Source organism: Caballeronia grimmiae, assembly GCF_022879615.1.
GTDB lineage: Bacteria > Pseudomonadota > Gammaproteobacteria > Burkholderiales > Burkholderiaceae > Caballeronia > Caballeronia grimmiae.
In genome coordinates, this window is the sequence record NZ_CP084276.1 from 14,695 (window position 1) to 31,410 (window position 16,716).

The 16,716-nt window shown below is 59.1% G+C and carries 12 protein-coding genes and 2 pseudogenes; 5 read left to right on the forward strand and 9 right to left on the reverse strand.

What is annotated here, in order from left to right:
- Nucleotides 1-143: 143 nt before the first annotated feature.
- A complete protein-coding gene (locus LDZ21_RS28530; protein ID WP_309775666.1) occupies nt 144-380 on the reverse strand; it encodes a response regulator in 237 nt (78 codons plus the stop codon).
- A 259-nt stretch (nt 381-639) separates the two neighbouring features.
- A complete protein-coding gene (locus tag LDZ21_RS28535; RefSeq protein WP_244797856.1) occupies nt 640-978 on the reverse strand; it encodes a response regulator transcription factor in 339 nt (112 codons plus the stop codon).
- A 401-nt stretch (nt 979-1,379) separates the two neighbouring features.
- Between LDZ21_RS28535 and LDZ21_RS28540 the strand changes: the two genes are divergently transcribed.
- Nucleotides 1,380-2,564, forward strand: coding sequence for a sensor histidine kinase (locus tag LDZ21_RS28540; RefSeq protein ID WP_244797857.1), 1,185 nt, complete (start codon nt 1,380-1,382; stop codon nt 2,562-2,564).
- A gap of 48 nt (nt 2,565-2,612) precedes the next feature.
- Here the strand turns inward: LDZ21_RS28540 and LDZ21_RS28545 are convergent, their stop codons facing one another.
- From LDZ21_RS28545 to LDZ21_RS28555, 3 genes are read right to left on the reverse strand one after another with little or no spacing between them, the layout of a single operon-like run.
- Nucleotides 2,613-2,981, reverse strand: a complete 369-nt coding sequence (locus LDZ21_RS28545; RefSeq protein WP_244797858.1) for a response regulator — start codon at nt 2,979-2,981, stop codon at nt 2,613-2,615.
- A 9-nt stretch (nt 2,982-2,990) separates the two neighbouring features.
- Entirely contained in the window at nt 2,991-6,125 is a 3,135-nt protein-coding gene (locus LDZ21_RS28550) for a CheR family methyltransferase (protein ID WP_244797859.1), read from the reverse strand.
- Complete coding sequence (locus LDZ21_RS28555; RefSeq protein WP_244797860.1) at nt 6,122-6,355, reverse strand: type II toxin-antitoxin system ParD family antitoxin; 234 nt, start codon at nt 6,353-6,355, stop codon at nt 6,122-6,124. The genes LDZ21_RS28550 and LDZ21_RS28555 overlap by 4 nt, the downstream gene beginning before the upstream one ends.
- A gap of 274 nt (nt 6,356-6,629) precedes the next feature.
- Between LDZ21_RS28555 and LDZ21_RS28560 the strand changes: the two genes are divergently transcribed.
- Nucleotides 6,630-7,649: a chemotaxis protein CheB gene (locus LDZ21_RS28560; protein WP_244797861.1), complete on the forward strand. Its 1,020-nt coding sequence runs from the start codon at nt 6,630-6,632 to the stop codon at nt 7,647-7,649.
- Here LDZ21_RS28560 and LDZ21_RS31240 read toward each other — a convergent pair.
- The 4 genes and pseudogenes from LDZ21_RS31240 to LDZ21_RS31245 all read right to left on the reverse strand — a co-directional run.
- Nucleotides 7,646-8,023 (reverse strand): DUF2934 domain-containing protein, encoded by a 378-nt coding sequence (locus LDZ21_RS31240; RefSeq protein ID WP_280519456.1) that lies wholly within the window; start codon nt 8,021-8,023, stop codon nt 7,646-7,648. The two genes, LDZ21_RS28560 and LDZ21_RS31240, sit on opposite strands and share 4 nt — an antisense overlap.
- 695 nt (nt 8,024-8,718) lie before the next feature.
- A pseudogene (locus LDZ21_RS31475) lies at nt 8,719-9,412 on the reverse strand (membrane-bound PQQ-dependent dehydrogenase, glucose/quinate/shikimate family); the annotation flags it as partial.
- A 359-nt stretch (nt 9,413-9,771) separates the two neighbouring features.
- Nucleotides 9,772-9,957, reverse strand: coding sequence for a hypothetical protein (locus LDZ21_RS28565; RefSeq protein ID WP_244797862.1), 186 nt, complete (start codon nt 9,955-9,957; stop codon nt 9,772-9,774).
- A 1,019-nt stretch (nt 9,958-10,976) separates the two neighbouring features.
- Nucleotides 10,977-12,326, reverse strand: a pseudogene (locus LDZ21_RS31245) (methyl-accepting chemotaxis protein); the annotation flags it as partial.
- A 933-nt stretch (nt 12,327-13,259) separates the two neighbouring features.
- Between LDZ21_RS31245 and LDZ21_RS28580 the strand changes: the two are divergent.
- The 3 genes from LDZ21_RS28580 (at nt 13,260) to LDZ21_RS28590 (ending at nt 16,635) form a co-directional block, all read left to right on the forward strand.
- Nucleotides 13,260-14,183 carry a hypothetical protein gene (locus LDZ21_RS28580; RefSeq protein ID WP_244797863.1) on the forward strand — a complete coding sequence of 308 codons (924 nt, stop codon included), beginning with the start codon at nt 13,260-13,262 and terminating at the stop codon, nt 14,181-14,183.
- Between the two features lie 285 nt (nt 14,184-14,468).
- A complete protein-coding gene (locus LDZ21_RS28585) occupies nt 14,469-15,188 on the forward strand; it encodes a glutathione S-transferase C-terminal domain-containing protein (protein WP_244797864.1) in 720 nt (239 codons plus the stop codon).
- Between the two features lie 1,150 nt (nt 15,189-16,338).
- The gene (locus LDZ21_RS28590) at nt 16,339-16,635 is read left to right on the forward strand and encodes a DUF6723 family protein (protein WP_244797865.1); all 297 of its coding nucleotides are present in this window, start codon (nt 16,339-16,341) and stop codon (nt 16,633-16,635) included.
- Nucleotides 16,636-16,716 lie beyond the last annotated feature (81 nt).

A 16,716-nucleotide genomic window follows, 5' to 3' on the forward strand; every position in this document is an offset into this window, starting at 1 on the left:
TGGTCATGTCGTCGGCGACGTGCGGCTCGGGCGGTCGTACCTTGCTCAACATCTAGATCGCGCGTTCGGCGGGATTGCCTGCGCCGGCATCGCGGGCCCGGTCGATTGGACGTTTACTTGACGTCTGCAGCACCGACAAGAATTTAACCAAGCCTCTGTTCGATTAAAAGGAAGAGCAGCATCGGTGCGCCCGCCTTCTGGCAATAACCATCAAAATTTGGCGCAGCAGCATTGCCACGAACGGCGAGCTCATCGAATGCTGTGAAGGCGATTAATACGATATCGTTGGTGGCCGAACTTCTACGAAGCCGAAGCGCTAATTGGAACCCGTCCATGTTCGGCATGTTGATGTCAAGTGTATGGCGACGTCTGGTATCCAGTTCTCGGTGAGTTCAAGCGCGGCTGCCGCGCTGAAAACACAACGTACGTCAAAGTCACTGGGAAGTAAGGCCGCCGCTAGCGCAGTTGCACCGGGTTCGTAATCGTCAACGACCAATACCCGTAAAGCAGATGAACGTTTCTTAACTGTGCGTGCGGACCAACGAGATGCTCGATGCGAAAACATGTTCGTATTCCAGGGGTTAAACGGACGAAAGCAACCGCGGCTCCTGGAGGAATCTTGCCTTCGCGAGCTCCATATCAAACTAGGATGTGCTCAAGGTCGTCGACGCTTACAGGCTTCGGGACAACTCCGTCGAAGCATTCGAATTCCGATTCCGCAATATCGCTGCGGCCAGTGAATGCGAAGATCTTCGCATTTGCGCTCTGACCCTTTCGCATCTTCATGCATACCGTGCAATCATCCATGTCCGGCAAGGTGACGTCCAAGAAAATCACGTCAAACGGTTGGCAGGAAGCTAACAAAAGGGCCGACGCACCGTCGTATGCGACGGAGCATTGATGTCCCAATGCACAAACTATTTCCGAGAGCGAGTCGGCAGGGTCTTGGTAGTCGTCCACAAATAACAGGTTGCTCATGGTCTTCCTGTTCCGCAAAAAACCGATGCTCTCGGCCCGAGGCCTACGGTCGGTGGCGACACGGGAGTGTAACTGAAGCCGAAGATTCCGGGCTTGCGGGCCCGCGCACAAGCAGACCTTACGGAAGCGCTGGCACAGGTCGCTCGATGGTTCGTCTTTATCCCCCACGCGGACCGATCAAGCGCGAAGCACTTACCGGGTTCAGTTACAGTCTGAGTTCGGCCATGAAGCGATGTTCGATTGCGCCCCGTAGGGACATGCATCGCCTGTTGCACGTTGGCCATAGCGAGGGCACCCCTGCGGTCCGCGTTGCTGGCAACCGTCGGTGGGAAAAAGCTAGAATGGGGTCCTTTCCGACGTTGAACAATGCGGCTCAGTCCTCTCCGCTTCTGGATATGAAAATGGCAACGGTCGCCAATATTTCGTCGAAAACCAAGCCTCTTCCCGTTCTGGACGAGGATCTGATTGAGGCGCTTCCCGTCGCGGTCTATGTCTGTGATCTCGACGGTGTGATTGTTCGATACAACCGAAAAGCGGCAGAGCTATGGGGCAGGTCGCTGGGACCAGCCGATGCCAATATGCTTTTCTGCGGCGCTTATAAGCTTCATCTGCCGGACGGGATGCTTCTTCCGCAAGATCGCGCCCCCATGGTTGAAGCCCTACGTTCCGGGGCTTCCTTTCGTAACCTCGAGTTTCAGATAGAACAGCCGAACGGTCGACGACTGTGGGTGCTGGTGAACATCGATCCGCTGCGTGACGAAGCCGGCACCATCGTCGGAGCGATCAATTGCTTCCAGGATGTTACCGAGCATAAGTTGGCTCAAGAGCACAAGTCGCGGATCGATGAACTGAATCGCAGTTTGCAACGCCAAGCAGAATTTCTTGCTACCGTTGCCCATGAGCTGCGAAGCCCACTGGCACCGGTTAGCAACGCTTTGGAGGTCATGCGTCGAAGCAGCCCGGGAACGGACGCCGAACCCATGCGAGCCATGATTGAAAGACAGGTGGCTCATATGACTCGGCTGGTCGACGACCTGATCGACGGGTCGCGTGTAACCGCGGGGAAGATCGAATTAAAGATGTCTCGGACGAATCTTCGAGACATTGTTGACCGAGGGGTTGAACTGATTCGACCTCAGATAGAAGCCGCGAATCAGGAACTTGCCATTGACGTTCCGCGACACCCTGTCAACATAGTCGCCGACGCCACCCGGCTGACTCAGGTTCTTGGAAATTTACTCGGGAATGCCACGAAATTCGCGCCAATTGGTGGCTGCATTGGCATCAGCCTGACGGTTGAAGACAACTTCGCGGTATTCAGAATATCCGACAATGGTATCGGCATACCGCTTGGGAGACTGACGTCGATCTTCGATATGTTTTCGCAGGGCGAGCAAGCTGCCACGCGTGGTCCTGGCGGGCTCGGTATCGGACTAACACTGACAAAACGGCTCGTCCAAATGCACGGTGGCGACGTCGTTGCAGAAAGCGCCGGCCGCGGCCACGGCAGCGTTTTTATGTGTAGGCTACCCATGGTGCCCGACACTGCGCAGCAAGCGAACGCCACCCACGCTGACAACGATTGAAGGAAGCGATCGGATCGGTCCGCGCGGTTCGCATAGGTCGGGTGTGCATCAACCTTTCAGTGCTTTCAAAATTGCGTTGTGATCGAATGGTTTCTGGCAACGCGGATAGTGTCGATAGCCTTCAGCCAGGGCATCGACCCCGTAGCCGGTCGCAAAAATGAAACGGATGTCCCGCGACGCGAGCGCCTCAGCCACCGGATACGATTTCGCGCCGTTCAGATCAACGTCCAGGACCGCCGCGTCGATTATTTCGCAGCCCTGCTCGAGCAGCGCGACCGCTTCCTGCGCGCTGGCAAACGGCCCGACGACGTGAGCTCCGGCTTCCTCCAATACGGTTAAAAGCCCGAGCGCCACCAGATAGTCGTCCTCGACTACCATGATTCTTCGACCGTCCAGTATCCTCGCCTGTTCATTCATGTCCGCCCTCTATGCATCATGCGAGTTCGCCGACGGTAACGGTATTTCGATATGACAAAACACGCCATCCGGAGCGAAAGCGAGATTCGTGCGCGCGCGCAGCGTGAATCGCAGTGCTTTCTCAATCAACTGCCGCCCGAAACCGGTCTTCGAGCTGTCTGGTGGAACCGAAACACCGCTTTCAATCCAGTCGATGACGAGAGACGCGGCATCGTGCCCTTCGGGCTCGACCTTCCAGCGCACCTCGAGCCGAGCCGCTTTCTCCTTCAAGGCACCATACTTGACCGCGTTTGTGGTCAGTTCGTGTAAAACCAGCGCGATGGTTTGCACGTTGCGAAAGCCAAGTGGCACCACTGGCCCACCCAGGACAATGCGGTCGCTGCCTGCGACGCCGAGTGCATCGAACTCGAGCTTCACGATGTCCCCGAGGTTGATGAGGTTGCCGTCCGCTTCACCGATGAGACCTTGCAGACGACCGAGCGCTGCCAGGCGGCTGTTGAAGGTTTCTAGTGCGACGTCTTGCTTGAGCGTCTGCTGTGCGATCGACTGGATCACTGTGAGCAGGTTGCGAGTGCGGTGCTGCAGCTCGGCAATCAACAAGTTCTGCCGCTCTTCCGCATGCACCATGCCCGTTACGTCGACGAAGACAATCACGACGCCGTCGGATTTTCGTTCGCTGTTTCGATAGGGCGCAAGGCGCATCAGGAAATGCGTGAGCCTGTCCCTGCTGCACACATGGCGCTCCCGCGGCTCGTCGGTATTGAGCACCGCCTCGATATCAGCTTCCAGTCCGGGCAGCTCCAGCCGGGTAACAAGCTCCGTAATCGGACGTCCACGGTCGATCGTGCGAATGTGGAAAATACGGTCCATCGCTGGCGTGAACGAACGGATCACGAGATTACGGTCGAGGAATACGGTGGCGACCGACGTGCTCTCGAACAGGTTCTGCAAGTCGCTGTTCGAGCGATCGAGCGCCTCGATCTTGCGACTCAGTTCGAGGTTGACCGTGTGCAACTCTTCGTTGAGCGACACGAGTTCTTCCTTCGATGCCTCCAGCTCTTCGTTGGACGACTGCATTTCCTCGTTGACCGACACCAGTTCCTCGTTCGATGACTTGAGCTCCTCGAGCGCAGTCTCATACTCTTCGATCATCGACTGCAGGCGTTCACGGGTGTCGCGCAACTCCTTCTCGACCTGCACGGCGGTCCGCTCGTGCGTGGCCTGGGCGCGCATGAGCGCCTCTTCCCGTGAAAGCACGGGCCCCTGATCGTTGAAGACCACGAGGTACATCCGCTCGCCGTTGGTCTGGTCGGTCAGCGGCTCGACGGTCAGGCTGATCTCCTGTACGCGGCCGTCCTCGCTCTCGATCACCACGCCTTCGCGTATGACCTGTCGACCCGACTCGACGGCCTCGCGGAACACCGAACGCAGATCGAGCCCCAGTCCCTTGCGCGCCATGGTGAATAGCTGGCGCGTCGGCGCACCGGCTGCGGCCTCCAGGTACTTGCCCGTGCGTGCGGAGTAGTACAGCACATCGCCATCGCGCGAAGCGAGCACATGAGGTGGCGTGAACCGCTCCAGCATGTGGTTATCGACCACGAGGCGCAGCGACGCACCGGTCAGCGCAGGGCGGCCGGGTGCAAGCCCGGCGATGTGACCGATCTTGAGCGACGACACCGACAACGGCACGCGAAGCTGCGGCGACACGTCAGCGCGGCGGCGAAAGATCCGGTGCTTCTTTTCGATCGGTACAAACAACTCGTCGAACTGGCTGACGCCTTCCGACGTACCGAGAAACAGGTAGCCATCGGGGCGAAGTGCGTAGTGGAAAGTCGGAATGACCTGGTTTTGAATCTCTGCGCCGAAGTAAATCAGCAGATTGCGGCACGAGACAAGGTCGATCCGTGAGAACGGCGGGTCACGAATCACGCTGTGCGGCGAAAAGATGCAGAGATCGCGGACTTCTTTTGCGAGAACATAACTGCTGCCGTCGGGGATGAAAAATCGCTGGCGCCGCTCGTCCGACACGCCATCCAGCAACGGCAGCGGATAACGTGCCGAGCGCGCCACGCCGAGCGCCGCGTCGTCGATATCGGTGGCAAAGATTTGCACACGCGGCGCCTGGTCGGACCGGTCCATGTGCTCGCGCATGAGCATGGCGATGGAATACACTTCCTCGCCGGTCGCACAACCGGGCACCCAAACGCGGATGGTGTCGTTGACACCGCGCGCTTCGAACAGTTTCGGTAAGACAACATCCGAGAGCGCTTCGAACGCCTGAGCATCGCGAAAGAAGCTGGTGACATTGATGAGCAGGTCGCGAAATAGTGCCGTGACCTCTTGCGCGTCGTTGGACAGTCGTGCGACATACGCTTCCGGCGTCTCCACCTCCAGGACTTGCATGCGCCGCTGCACACGGCGCAGGAAGGTTCTTACCTTGTAGCCGCTGAAATCATGGCCGACCTGGTGACGCAGGATTGTGTAGATCGCATTGCGAGCTTCGTCAAAAGCGGCACTCGCGATCTGCGCATCGGAAGCTCCGGACAGCTTGTCGAGCAAGAATCTACCCGCCGCAAAACGAGCCAATTTGGCGCCCATCTCCTCCGCGGGTATGGCGAAATCAACCAGACCGCTGGAAATTGCGCTCTCGGGCATGTTGGGGTGATGAGGACCGAACCCGTCGGCCACCTGCGCGAGAGTGAGCCCGCCGCGCTCCTTGATGGCCTTGATACCCAGTGTCCCGTCCGAGTCGCCGCCGGAGAGCACCACGCCGGCGGACAATTCGCCGACGGCGGTCGCCAGTGCGCTAAAAAATAGATCGATGGGCCTGCGCTCCCGCCGACGTGCATCCTGCGCATGTACGTGCAGCCTGCGATGCTCCACGCCTACCACGGCGTCAGTCGGCAACAGATAAACAGTGTCGACTTCAATCACCGTGTTATCGGTAATCACGCGCACCGGCATGGCCGTGAAGCGCGCCACGATCTCCGGAAGCATGCTCTCGCGATCGGGGCTCAAATGGGTGATGATCACACACGCCAATCCGGGCGCTTCAGGCATGCCGCGAAAGAAGCCTTCCAGTGCCTCAACCCCGCCAGCAGAGGCGCCCACGCCCACGATCGGAAAATTGGCCGCTGATGTCATGCTTTCTCCAACGCAGCGCGTGCCTTGCCCTGCGCCGGTGCGGCTCGCTTCGATCGCGCAGTTTTCTTGCTACCCGACGATGCGTAGTTCGACGCCTGCTCCTCCAATAGCCGTAGCCCCGCGCGGACGACTTCGCTGGCCGAGCTATAGCGACCGGTAGCAACTTCCGATCTGATGAATGCGGAGAGATGCTCCGTCACGCTGATGCTCAATGCGTATTTGCTGGGCATGGTCTACTCACCGATGGCTGGGTAACATCTGATATTACCCCGTCATCGAGGACAGCGGTTCCATTATGAACAACCGGTCGTTCTATGGCCTCGGACGTCGGCAAGGGATGGCGGATTCAGCCGGACCGTGCAATAGTTTGCTGAGACCATTTGGATGGCGTTTCGTAGGCCAATGTCCTCGAATCCGGAACTCGGGCCGGATGCGCGACAAGATCGTGATGCGCTGCTCTCGATAGGCTCACGGTTTGCTGCTTTGTAGCACGGAGGACCAAACGTGAGCAAAACATTAAGTGGCCGTTGTATTGTCGTGATCGCAGCGTCGATGGGCGGGCTTGACGTGCTTAGAACAATCGTCTCTGGGTTGCCAGCTGATTTTCCGGCGAGTATCTTTGTCGTCATGCATATCGGCGCCTGGCCCAGTCGGCTTCCCCAGATTCTTGCCGCAGATAGCCGGCTGCCGGTGGTTCATGCCTCGGACGGCGAAGCCATCGCTGTAGGGACGGTGTACATTGCCCCGCCTGACAGGCACATGCTGCTGGCCGATGAAAGAATTGTTCTTTCGACTGCGCCTAAAGAAAACTTTGCGCGTCCGGCGGCTGATCCCCTCTTTCGCTCCGCAGCCGTCAATTTTGGTGACCGTGCTATAGGCGTTGTCCTCACCGGAAAGCTCGATGACGGCGCTGCGGGACTAAAGGCTATTCACGCCTGCGGCGGCTACACCATTATTCAGGACCCGTCGACGTGCGTCGCACCTGATATGCCCCAAGCTGCCCTAAAAGCTGTTCCACCGGACGTGGTCGCTCCGATCGAGGACATAGGCCCGGCCATCGTCAAGGCGTTGACAGACTCCTCGTCCAAGGGCTTTGATATGAACGAAAGGGAACGCGCCACGCTTGAACTAAAAATTGCCGCCACCGGCCATTCGACACCAGCCGAGCTGGAACGACTTGGACACCGAACGAGTATGACCTGCCCGGACTGTGGCGGCGTCATCTGGCGCATTGGAGAGGGTTACCCACTCAGGTATCGGTGCCATACAGGCCACGCATTTTCTGCGATGGCGCTCGAGGCGGAGCAACGCTCAGGTGCCGAGAATGCGCTGTGGTCAGCGGTTCGACGCCTGGAAGAGAAGCTGCTCCTTGCGCAGGAGCAACTTTCTCTGGCGGAGACGACGCACAGCGCCGACGCGCCAGTGTTTCGCGCCGAGATAGCGCCCTTAGAGATCGCGATCATAGCGGTCACGCGCTTAGCGATCGAGTCGGCCAATACAATCCCCAACCGAAGCGTTGGCTAGCGCGTGACGTAACTGCGTTCCTTCTTCCTGCACTGACCCGAGTCGCCTTTTAGGCTAGCGGCCTTGGCCTTAGATCTTTGCGCTGCCTTCGTGCTGCCTTCCTTGTTCTTCGGGCTGAGAGCACCTTCGCCCGGTGCGTCCCTACATGCAGAGTCGTGGGGCGCGCCATTGTGCCCAATAGTTGGTGAATGCTGCCTCGTGTTAGCCCACGCTAGCAACGATTGCGACATCTCTCTGGAAAGTTGCGCCTCCTCCTCAAGAAGCTCAATGGCTAGATACCAATAGTAGTCGGAGCTGCCTTCCCGACACCCATCTGCTTCCCACAGCCGGTAAGCGCGCTCGCGAACCGCTTCTTCCCTTGATTTATCTTGCATCTTAGAAGTTCCGTGACACTGCCCTTGTAGAACAGTCGGCGTTGTAGGCTCATCAATCCATTCATACACCTGACAATCGGACGGGCAATGCGTCTCGATCGGTTCTAGGTTCCTCCAAGCCGCTTCGCGTCCAGACGAGGAAATATATTCGCGGCCGCCTCCTGCCGTTCCGGGAACTATGCCATATTCAACGGTTGTTGCGTGTAGGAAAGTGCAGTTCGAAGCGTCTCTTGTAGCAATGGAACCGATCGAAGCTGCAAGGCATTGGCCCGTAGTCAGGCGTGCCCCGCAGCCTTAGCCGCCCCTTCCGCGAGCCTTTCCGAACGCTCATCAAACGGCGGTCGCAAAGTCTCTTACTGGCTTACTGGAGCATACGCGCCGTTTAAACGGCAGCGACCGATCTCATGCGAATGACGTGAATTGGCCGGTCAGGCTCCAATACCGACTGCATGCCAGCTCCGCGGTTATACGACCCTCTGCATCCGCGCTCACTCCGCGCGCCGTGCGCAAAGCAGCGTGACGATGCTCGGTATTGCGGTATTGCGACGTCGGCGCGAGCTATGTGAGCAACGAAAACGGCAGCCATAACTTCAAAGCCAAGGACTCGGTCTGGACGCCGAGCACCTGGTGCATCTGTCCCATCGAGGATCTCGGCGACAGGCTACAAGACCCTGTTCGAGCTTGCCTCGCAGTTCGCCGATCTGCAGCGGTGTATCCTGGTCTTCAGCGCCGTTGCCAGTCGGGCTTAGAGGCGTATCACCGGTGTGAAAAGTCCACGCAACGTGGAGGTCGTTCACGTTGTCGCGGGTGATCCGGTTCAGGGCGACGAAGCGGCTTCCGCCCGGCGTGTTGCCGTAATTGTTCCAGTCCTTCTAGGCCTTAGCCGGCGCAATCGGCCGCAGCGGTTTCGGCATTCCGTTGGATGCGACCGTCGGATTGCGGTCGGAATATCTGCACGAACGTCGCACCCATGCACAATGCGATGAGCGGCGGGAGACCGTAAGCAACCTTGCTCGCAGCTTGGCCCGAAGCAAGCCGTCGCATCGCTGGCCACGTGAGCAGTGTCAGCACCATCAAGCCGACGGGCAGCATAGAAGCGCGACACGAGCGGCCAGAAAGTAAGGCCCACTTCGATCAGAGCCTAGACCAGCGTGCCGATGAATACGAAGCCGTGAAGGAGTATTGCGGACGATTTCATCGGCATAAGTTGCACGGGGGAAAGTACGATCAAGATACCCGCAACTAGGAAATACAGGCTGCCGTGCAACGACGCGAGCTTCGCGCCTCCGACGGCGAAGAACGACCCCTGACCAATAAGGCGAGGCCTAAAGCAACGCGCGTTACCCTCAGCGCGACTGACGGGCGGGCGTCCACTTCGTGACGTCTCATTCTCCGAAAAATTTGCGAACACTTGGCGATCGATCGGCGGGCGGCATCGGCGGTGGCTAAATTCCTTCGCAATCCTTATGCCGCTTCCCGAAATCCTCGAGCGCAAGAAAATCAATGTCGTTTCCGGGACGTTGCAACAGTGGTGCGGTGCCGATACGCTCGCTTCGGAACCATGCGAACCGTCCTGCTTTACATCGCAGGCAAGCTCGACTTCTCCGCATTCAAGTCGCGGGTCCGCTGAAGACCGTTACCCACTCCGTTTTTTCAAAAAAGCCTCTTTTGGGCGGATGGGATTTTCTCGCACCGTTTTGGAACTCATGCCGGTGACGATTGGCAAGACTAGCCGGCGACAACTCGGACTACCGGCGCCGCCGTTCATGTTCACTGCATTGCTGCAACGCAATCAAGCCGGCCCAGCGCCCCCATGCCCGCGCCCACTTGATTGCCTGCCTCTTTTCCTCGATGGTCGTTGCGAACAGAAAACGGTCCACCGTCGCATTGATGCGGCGAATAGCGTAAGAGATGCGCTCCCGCTCCGGCTTCATCAGCGCCTCCTGCCAGACTGCGGATTTCGGTGCGTTGATCAGCCGTTTCGGTGATGAAAAAGTCTGCGCGCCGCTTATCAGCAGACGCCGTGTCTATTATCACCGAAAACAGGCGAAGCCGATTAAGCGAGATAGCATGCCCCTTAGCGCCAAATCTCTGAATATACGCCGGACGCTTGGCGTAGCGGCACTCTAGAACTTCCGGGCACCAGAAGCCGCGGATAAGGCATTCGCTCCATCCGCTTCGCCCCCCGGGGTATCGCCGATGCCCTATCAACCTCAACACTCTACCACTGAAAACACAGTGTGCTTCGGTTTCCTAACGATATGCGTTAGAAGATGCGCCTGCTCGCTACGCACGACGGTCTTCCCCGCCTCTCCAATGTTTTGCGCTTGTTCAAGAGCGACGTGCTCCGCTGCTCTAACCATCGTCCAACTTGCGGCATTGGCGTTCCAACAACCGACAGTCATCGAGAATTTTGATGTCCAATCTTTTTCCCAAACGTAAAACTCCGCCCCCCCGCAGTAGCCGCTCTGGCAGTGGCGGCAACTACCGCAATCGCGAATGCTATCTGGAACCGCTATAAGGCGGAACGAGCCCAGCGCGAGGACCCACCGATGGCCGATTCACCGATGTTGATGGCGTTCGGCTCCGCTACACCGATACGGGGAGGGCTCCATGCGTAGTGCTTCAGCATGGCAATACCGTGCTGCTGCAGGATTTCGAGGCTAGCGGCGTGACGGGCATGCTCGCTGAGGACCACCGGGTGATTTCGTTCGATCGACCGGGCTTCGGTTATAGCGAGCGTCGGAGAAATCGTCTTTGGACGGCACAGCGCAGGCGGCCCTGTTACAGCGTGCGCTCGAACTGCTTGGCGCCGACAGGCCAGTAGTTAGAGGCGGTGCGCGCTGGAAACGAGAGGTAAAAATTGGCCGCTGTCATTTCGTTCATTACCTGGGAAAAAGGGCCAATGGCGACTTTCCCTTTACAACTGCAGATAGCCACGAATTGCAAACTTCAGTGCGGCCAAGCGCGAAATCGACGACGAAACATCGCGCATGGCTGCGCCGGCCCGTTCGACGAGCACCGAGCCGTCGCTGACCTGCGCGACCGATTCCCCGATTAGTTCCTTGATTTCCTTCGCCGATTGCGCCGAGCGTTGCGCAAGCCCGCGCACTTCCCCCGCGACCACGGCAAAGCCGCGCCCCTGTTCGCCCGCCCGCGCGGCTTCGACGGCCGCGTTGAGCGCGAGAATGTTGGTCTGGAACGCGATGCCGTCGATCACCGAAATGATCTCGGCGATCTTGTCCGAGCTTTGCGCGATCCCGCGCATCTTCTTGACCACGTCATCGACGACGCTGGAGCCGCGCGACGTGGCTTCGAGCGCATCGCCGGCGAGCGTGTTGGCTTCGCGGGCGTGATCGGCGTTCTGTCGCACGGTCGCCGTCAGCTCTTCCATGCTCGATGCGGTTTCTTCCAGCGATGCAGCCTGGTTTTCGGTGCGCGCGGACAAATCGGCGTTTCCGCTTGCGATTTCATCCGCGCCGAAGTTGATCGACTCCGACGTTTCGCGCACGGTCTTCACCGTGCTCGCGACGCTCGCCTGCATTGCCGCAAGGCCCGCGAACAGACGGCCGATTTCGTTCGTTCCGCGATCCGCGATGCGCTCGTCCAGACGTCCCTGCGCGATGCGTTCGAAGTGACGGCCCGCTTCCTCGAGCGGCGCGATCACGCCACGGCGCAGCGCGACGTGCACGAGCGCGACGCCCGCGATGAGCGCCAGGGCGATTGCGAAACCCACTGCGCGGAACAATCCGTAGCGCGTATCGATCGATTCCAGATACGCATTGCTCGACGCATTGCCGAAATCGACGAACTTCTGCTGCTCGGCCAGATAGCGGTCCTGGAAGCCTTGCGTCGGCTGGTCCAGAAACGCCTGCAGGTTATTGGAATCGAGATATTGCACGAGTTCCGACAGCGCCTTCGCGTATTCGGCGTACTTCGCCTTCAGCGCGGTCATGCGCTCGACGTTCTCGTTGCCGGTCTTCGGCGCGTCGAGGAACGCGGAGAACGACTTGTCGGCGAGTGCGATCTCTTCACGCGCATGCTGCACGATCTCGACCGGCTCGGCGCCGCCGCGCACCATGCCCGTTCCTGCGCGCGACAGGTTGATGCGCGCGTCCATCAAGTGCTGCGTGGTCTTGTTGACCGCGTTGACCTGCTTCAGCGCGATGTTGGACAGGTTGCCGACATCGTCGTGCGTGCGCGAGAGCGATCAGAACCCGAGCCCTTCGGTCGCGAGCTGGAACACGCAGAACACCACCAATACAGCGAGCAAACCCGATGAAACCTTGATCTTTCGAAACATCACTTTCACCCGACTGACTAATTGAGCCGCTTTAACGCACGGCGGCAGTGCGGGTTTGCGGCAGCGGGAAGCGCCGGCTTAAACGGGACACTCGGGCCCAGATCTAGCGGGATCCGCGTCGACTTATGACTGGCGCAAGCGCTGCGAGTGGCGGGAGCGCCAAGAGTACGGACGCCGACGCGCGTACTACAGATGCTTAGAGGTGTTCTTCTGGTTACCACGCGATGCGGACGATGCTCGTATGGTGAGCGTATTCGGGAACGGGTTTGCGCGCGTTGAAGCGGTCGCACGGCGTAAGCTGCTGCCGCATCCGACGCAAACCGTCCGACTCACCCACGCGGACTTTTCGAGTAACTAGTGATCTACCGTCGCGTCGGACACCGCTCATGCAAATCGCTGAGCTTGGTGAAGTTTGCCAGGGCGGCAAGCGCGAAGACTAGTAGTTGCATCCCACAAAACGAGAACCGCGTTGCAGCGGGAATCTCACGGCCGCCTAAGCTTTCACCGCGAATTACACTTCCGACCCACTCCGGTCACACGGCCGTCTCCGAAGCGGTCAGTCAGACGAATCCAGGGTTGCGAGGTGGACCGCCTAACAACGGCTGTTTGCGACATCCAGCAATCGGCCATGAAGCGACGGTCGAGATTCTCGTCCAATTCGGATGGACGAGGAGCCATCTGCGCTCGTTCAATGACCGTTTTGCGGCGAGCGAACTGCGGGTGGGACCGTCTTAGCCCGGCCAGTTTGACAGTCAGCGATGCCCGAAGTTGACGCTCCAACGGCCGTTAGCCTCATATAAAGACCACTGTCCGCTGCACTTTGGGCAGTCGGCTACGCACGATGGCACTTGCATTGCTCCGCATGATCTGGTGTCAGGCGGTCTCCCTCAGATCGCTAATTTAGGGACGGGACAAGTTGCGAGGGCCAGCGCGATGCAAGCTGTCAACGTTGCGCAAACCGGATTTGACATCGGTTGGGATTTCGCCCGCTTCGGTCGTGTCTTGGACTGCGCATCGAGCGAGCCGAGTGTACTGGCTGGGTACCGCGCGGGCCGCCTGCATTTTCGCGTTCCGCAGCATGTCCCCGATCGCTTCGTGTCCAAATGGTTGCAACTTCGGCTGAACGCCTTTCGACGCCGCCGAATTCTCGACGAGGAAGTAACTCCTGCCTACCTAAAAAAGATCGACTGCGCGATGCGTCCGATCACCTTGATCGCCATGACACATGCTGCTTTGGTCGAAAGCGACTGGTCGGTCGATAGGATCAACAATGATGGAGCCTATGCACCCGGCAACCTTATGGTGATGTGCGTAAAAGCGAATCGAGCCAAGGGAGCGAAGGGTCTTGAACAGGTCATCGAACTGGCGTCGGGAAGCGCGGAGGACACAGTGCTCGGTCTTTCGAAAAGCGAGTGGGCACGCCTAGCCTGCGTGATGGTCGGCGCAGCGAACTGGACCGGGGTCAGTCCGCCTCTTCTCCCGCTTCTCACTCGGCTCCCAGAGGACTCGCGAGCGCCGCTCTACTTCGTCTTCCAGCAGACGCTCTTGCTTTCGGCGCGGCTAGCGACTGAGCGCAATCGGGTTATGAAGGCTCTGTGTCGATTGCACCCGTCAAGCGAGCGGTCCGCTCTTTTGAGATGCGCAGTGGAAAAGCTGGCAGTGGACTTGAAGTATGCCGCTTACCCCTACGACGCTTTGGCTGGCGAAGGCGTGCAGCGTCCGATGAGAAGCTGGTTCACGACCGCGCCCGCGGCCAGCACTCCCGGATTGCTGCAAGTGTGTTCCCAGTACTGCGCCGGGCGTTGCGAACCTGCGCCTCCGGTTGCATGGGCGCTAGAAACGAGCGGTCGCTTTTAGAGCATCAGACGTCCGATTGGGAAGGTTGCGGTCATTCCAACGCTCTCGTCGAAGCGGTGCGTTTGCGAAACGCCGTCCATATCGACGGCCACGCCGTAATGATCTCTCGCATCGTCGCATCTTTTCCATCCCGCGGTTGTCCACTGCCGGCGCCCATCACGTCCATTCAAACTTTGCGTTCGAAGGGCCGCAATCTGATTGGCTCATGTGTCATGATCGCTCACTGCGCCCGGCTACAAACTCGTCGGCGCTGGTCGCTCCATGTTTTCATCACGGGGGAGTTCCATGCCGACGCTCTATTCCTACCCAGACCTGTTCGGCGTCGCCGACAACAATCCGTTCGGCCTGAAGGTCTATGCGTTCATGCGCTTGTGCGGCCTCGACTTCGAGCACAAGCACATTCTCGATACGAAAGCGGCGCCGCGAGGGCAGTTGCCGTATCTGGTCGACGGCGAGGAATCCATCGGCGATAGCGATGCGATCATCGACTATCTCAAGCGCAAAGACGATCTAGGCATCGACAGAGCGCTTTCACCAGGTCAAGCGAATCTCGACTTCTTCGTGCGACGCACACTGGACGACCTGTACTGGCCGATGAGCTTCTCTCGGTGGCGCGACGAGCGTTTTCGCCCGGCTTTTTGCTCTGCCTTCATGGCGGCGCACCCAGAAGTCGCTGCGAGTGCACTCGAAGCCGCGAGCGAGTACAACCGGCTGCGATACCACTATCAGGGCATCGGCCGCTATGAGCCGGATCAGGTGTACGAGCGCGGCATCGCCGACCTGCGCGTCGTAGCCGATCTGATGGGCCACAGCGGCTTTGTCTTCGGGCCAGAGCCGGCCACGGTCGATGCCGCGATCTACGGCTGCGTCGCAAACATCTATTACTACGACATTGATACGCCGTTGAAGCGCTACCTTCTATCGAGGCCGAACCTGGTCCGGCATTGCATTGCGATACACGAGAGGATCGTTACCTTCAGCGAACCGCATAGTAGCGACGCTTAGGGCCGTCGGGTCATCCGTCTTGGCTTGTCCTACTACAGGGCAGGCAATTTCGGTTTCAGCAAACCGCAGCGAAAGTTGAAGGAGTGTGCTCATGTGGTCGGTCGGTTTGACCTCACCCTCCCGTTGACAATCTTGCCTCAGACAGGGGCCGGCCGAGAGGCGACCACTCAGAATATGGAGTCGGGGGACGCTTCGCGTGGTCAAGGCGCGTCCGCCGTCTCCGAAACCCGAAGTTCATTGCGCCGCGTTGCGGATGTCAGGACTGCGGCGCCCAGACTCCCAAGGCGGCTGAACGCCGGAAGTTGGCGAGGCCCGATTAGGAGCCCGTCGGTTCTTGCCGTCGTAGCGCCGTCGGGAGGCCGCCAGAAAGTAATTACCGCTCGAGGGCTAGAACTGATGGCGCAGCGACAAAGGCGCTCACTGTGCTCGACCAAATTCGCAGAGCCCAGCTGTTTCAATGACAGTCCCGTAGCGTTGAAGCGTACTCAAAATGTTCTTAGTACGGCGTCGCGTGCATCCTCTCTGCACGGCCCTCAGATGATACCGAGCACCGCCGCGTGCGCTGCTTGTTGACGTCGCTACTCGCGACAACTGCTCGCGTTTTGTTCTCGCCTAGGCACGCTCCTCGACGGCGAATCTGGCGGTCGCAGAACCTTTGCGGACCCTCGCAGATCATATGCCACATTGCGTCGCTTCGTCCCTCGAAGGAGGCCCGGTTAATCGCTTTCGAAAGCGGTTGACCGGCAGTAACCGTTAGCGTCGAATGATTTAATGGCACGCATGGCGGATGGGGTGCCAAGATGAGGCGGAGCCATGTCGCCCGAGCGCCGCGCATGTGGCCGAATATCCACTGCGGCGCAGCCACGGTGCCCGATACGACGCAAAGCGGACGGTGGGCAGCCGTGCAACGGCTGCCCAGAGGGGTGCCTGGCGGGCTGACTTCACCACCGACGACCTGGTGCAGCTGGCGTAGCACGTCGGCATATGCGGTTGGACACACGTTCGGCACAACAGGCGGTCGCACGCGAAATGTGAACCAACGTTGGCAGGCGATCGTTCAGAATTGGATGTTCGAACAGGGTCGATGTTGCGCGGCACCGTTCTTGCGTCTAAAAGGTGGCCATCACTAAGTGAAACAAGTCGGGGCCATATGGCACATGTCACGGGCAAGCGCCCGAAACTTGCTTTGTTCCCAACAAAAAGAGTTCCGCCGGCGCCTGGCGCGACGGAAGATGATTTTCGGATATACGCGTCGTATCGCGGCACCACTGCGAGCGGGTACTATGGCACGCTGAAAGTAGTGAGGATGACGGACGGGAAATTGCTTTACCCGTTTGACGGCGTCGAGCAAATCGGCCCGTTCCCAAGCAAAGCCGAAGCGACGGCTGCGGCGCACCGGCGCGGCGACGAAATTGTTAGCGGCGACTTGGTAAACCCGGAGCTGTAGCGGCGAGCTCTTGCTGACGAAACATGTCGTTTGAGGGTAGGCGTACGCTGGCGACGGGCGTCGGCAGATCGGCTACTCAAC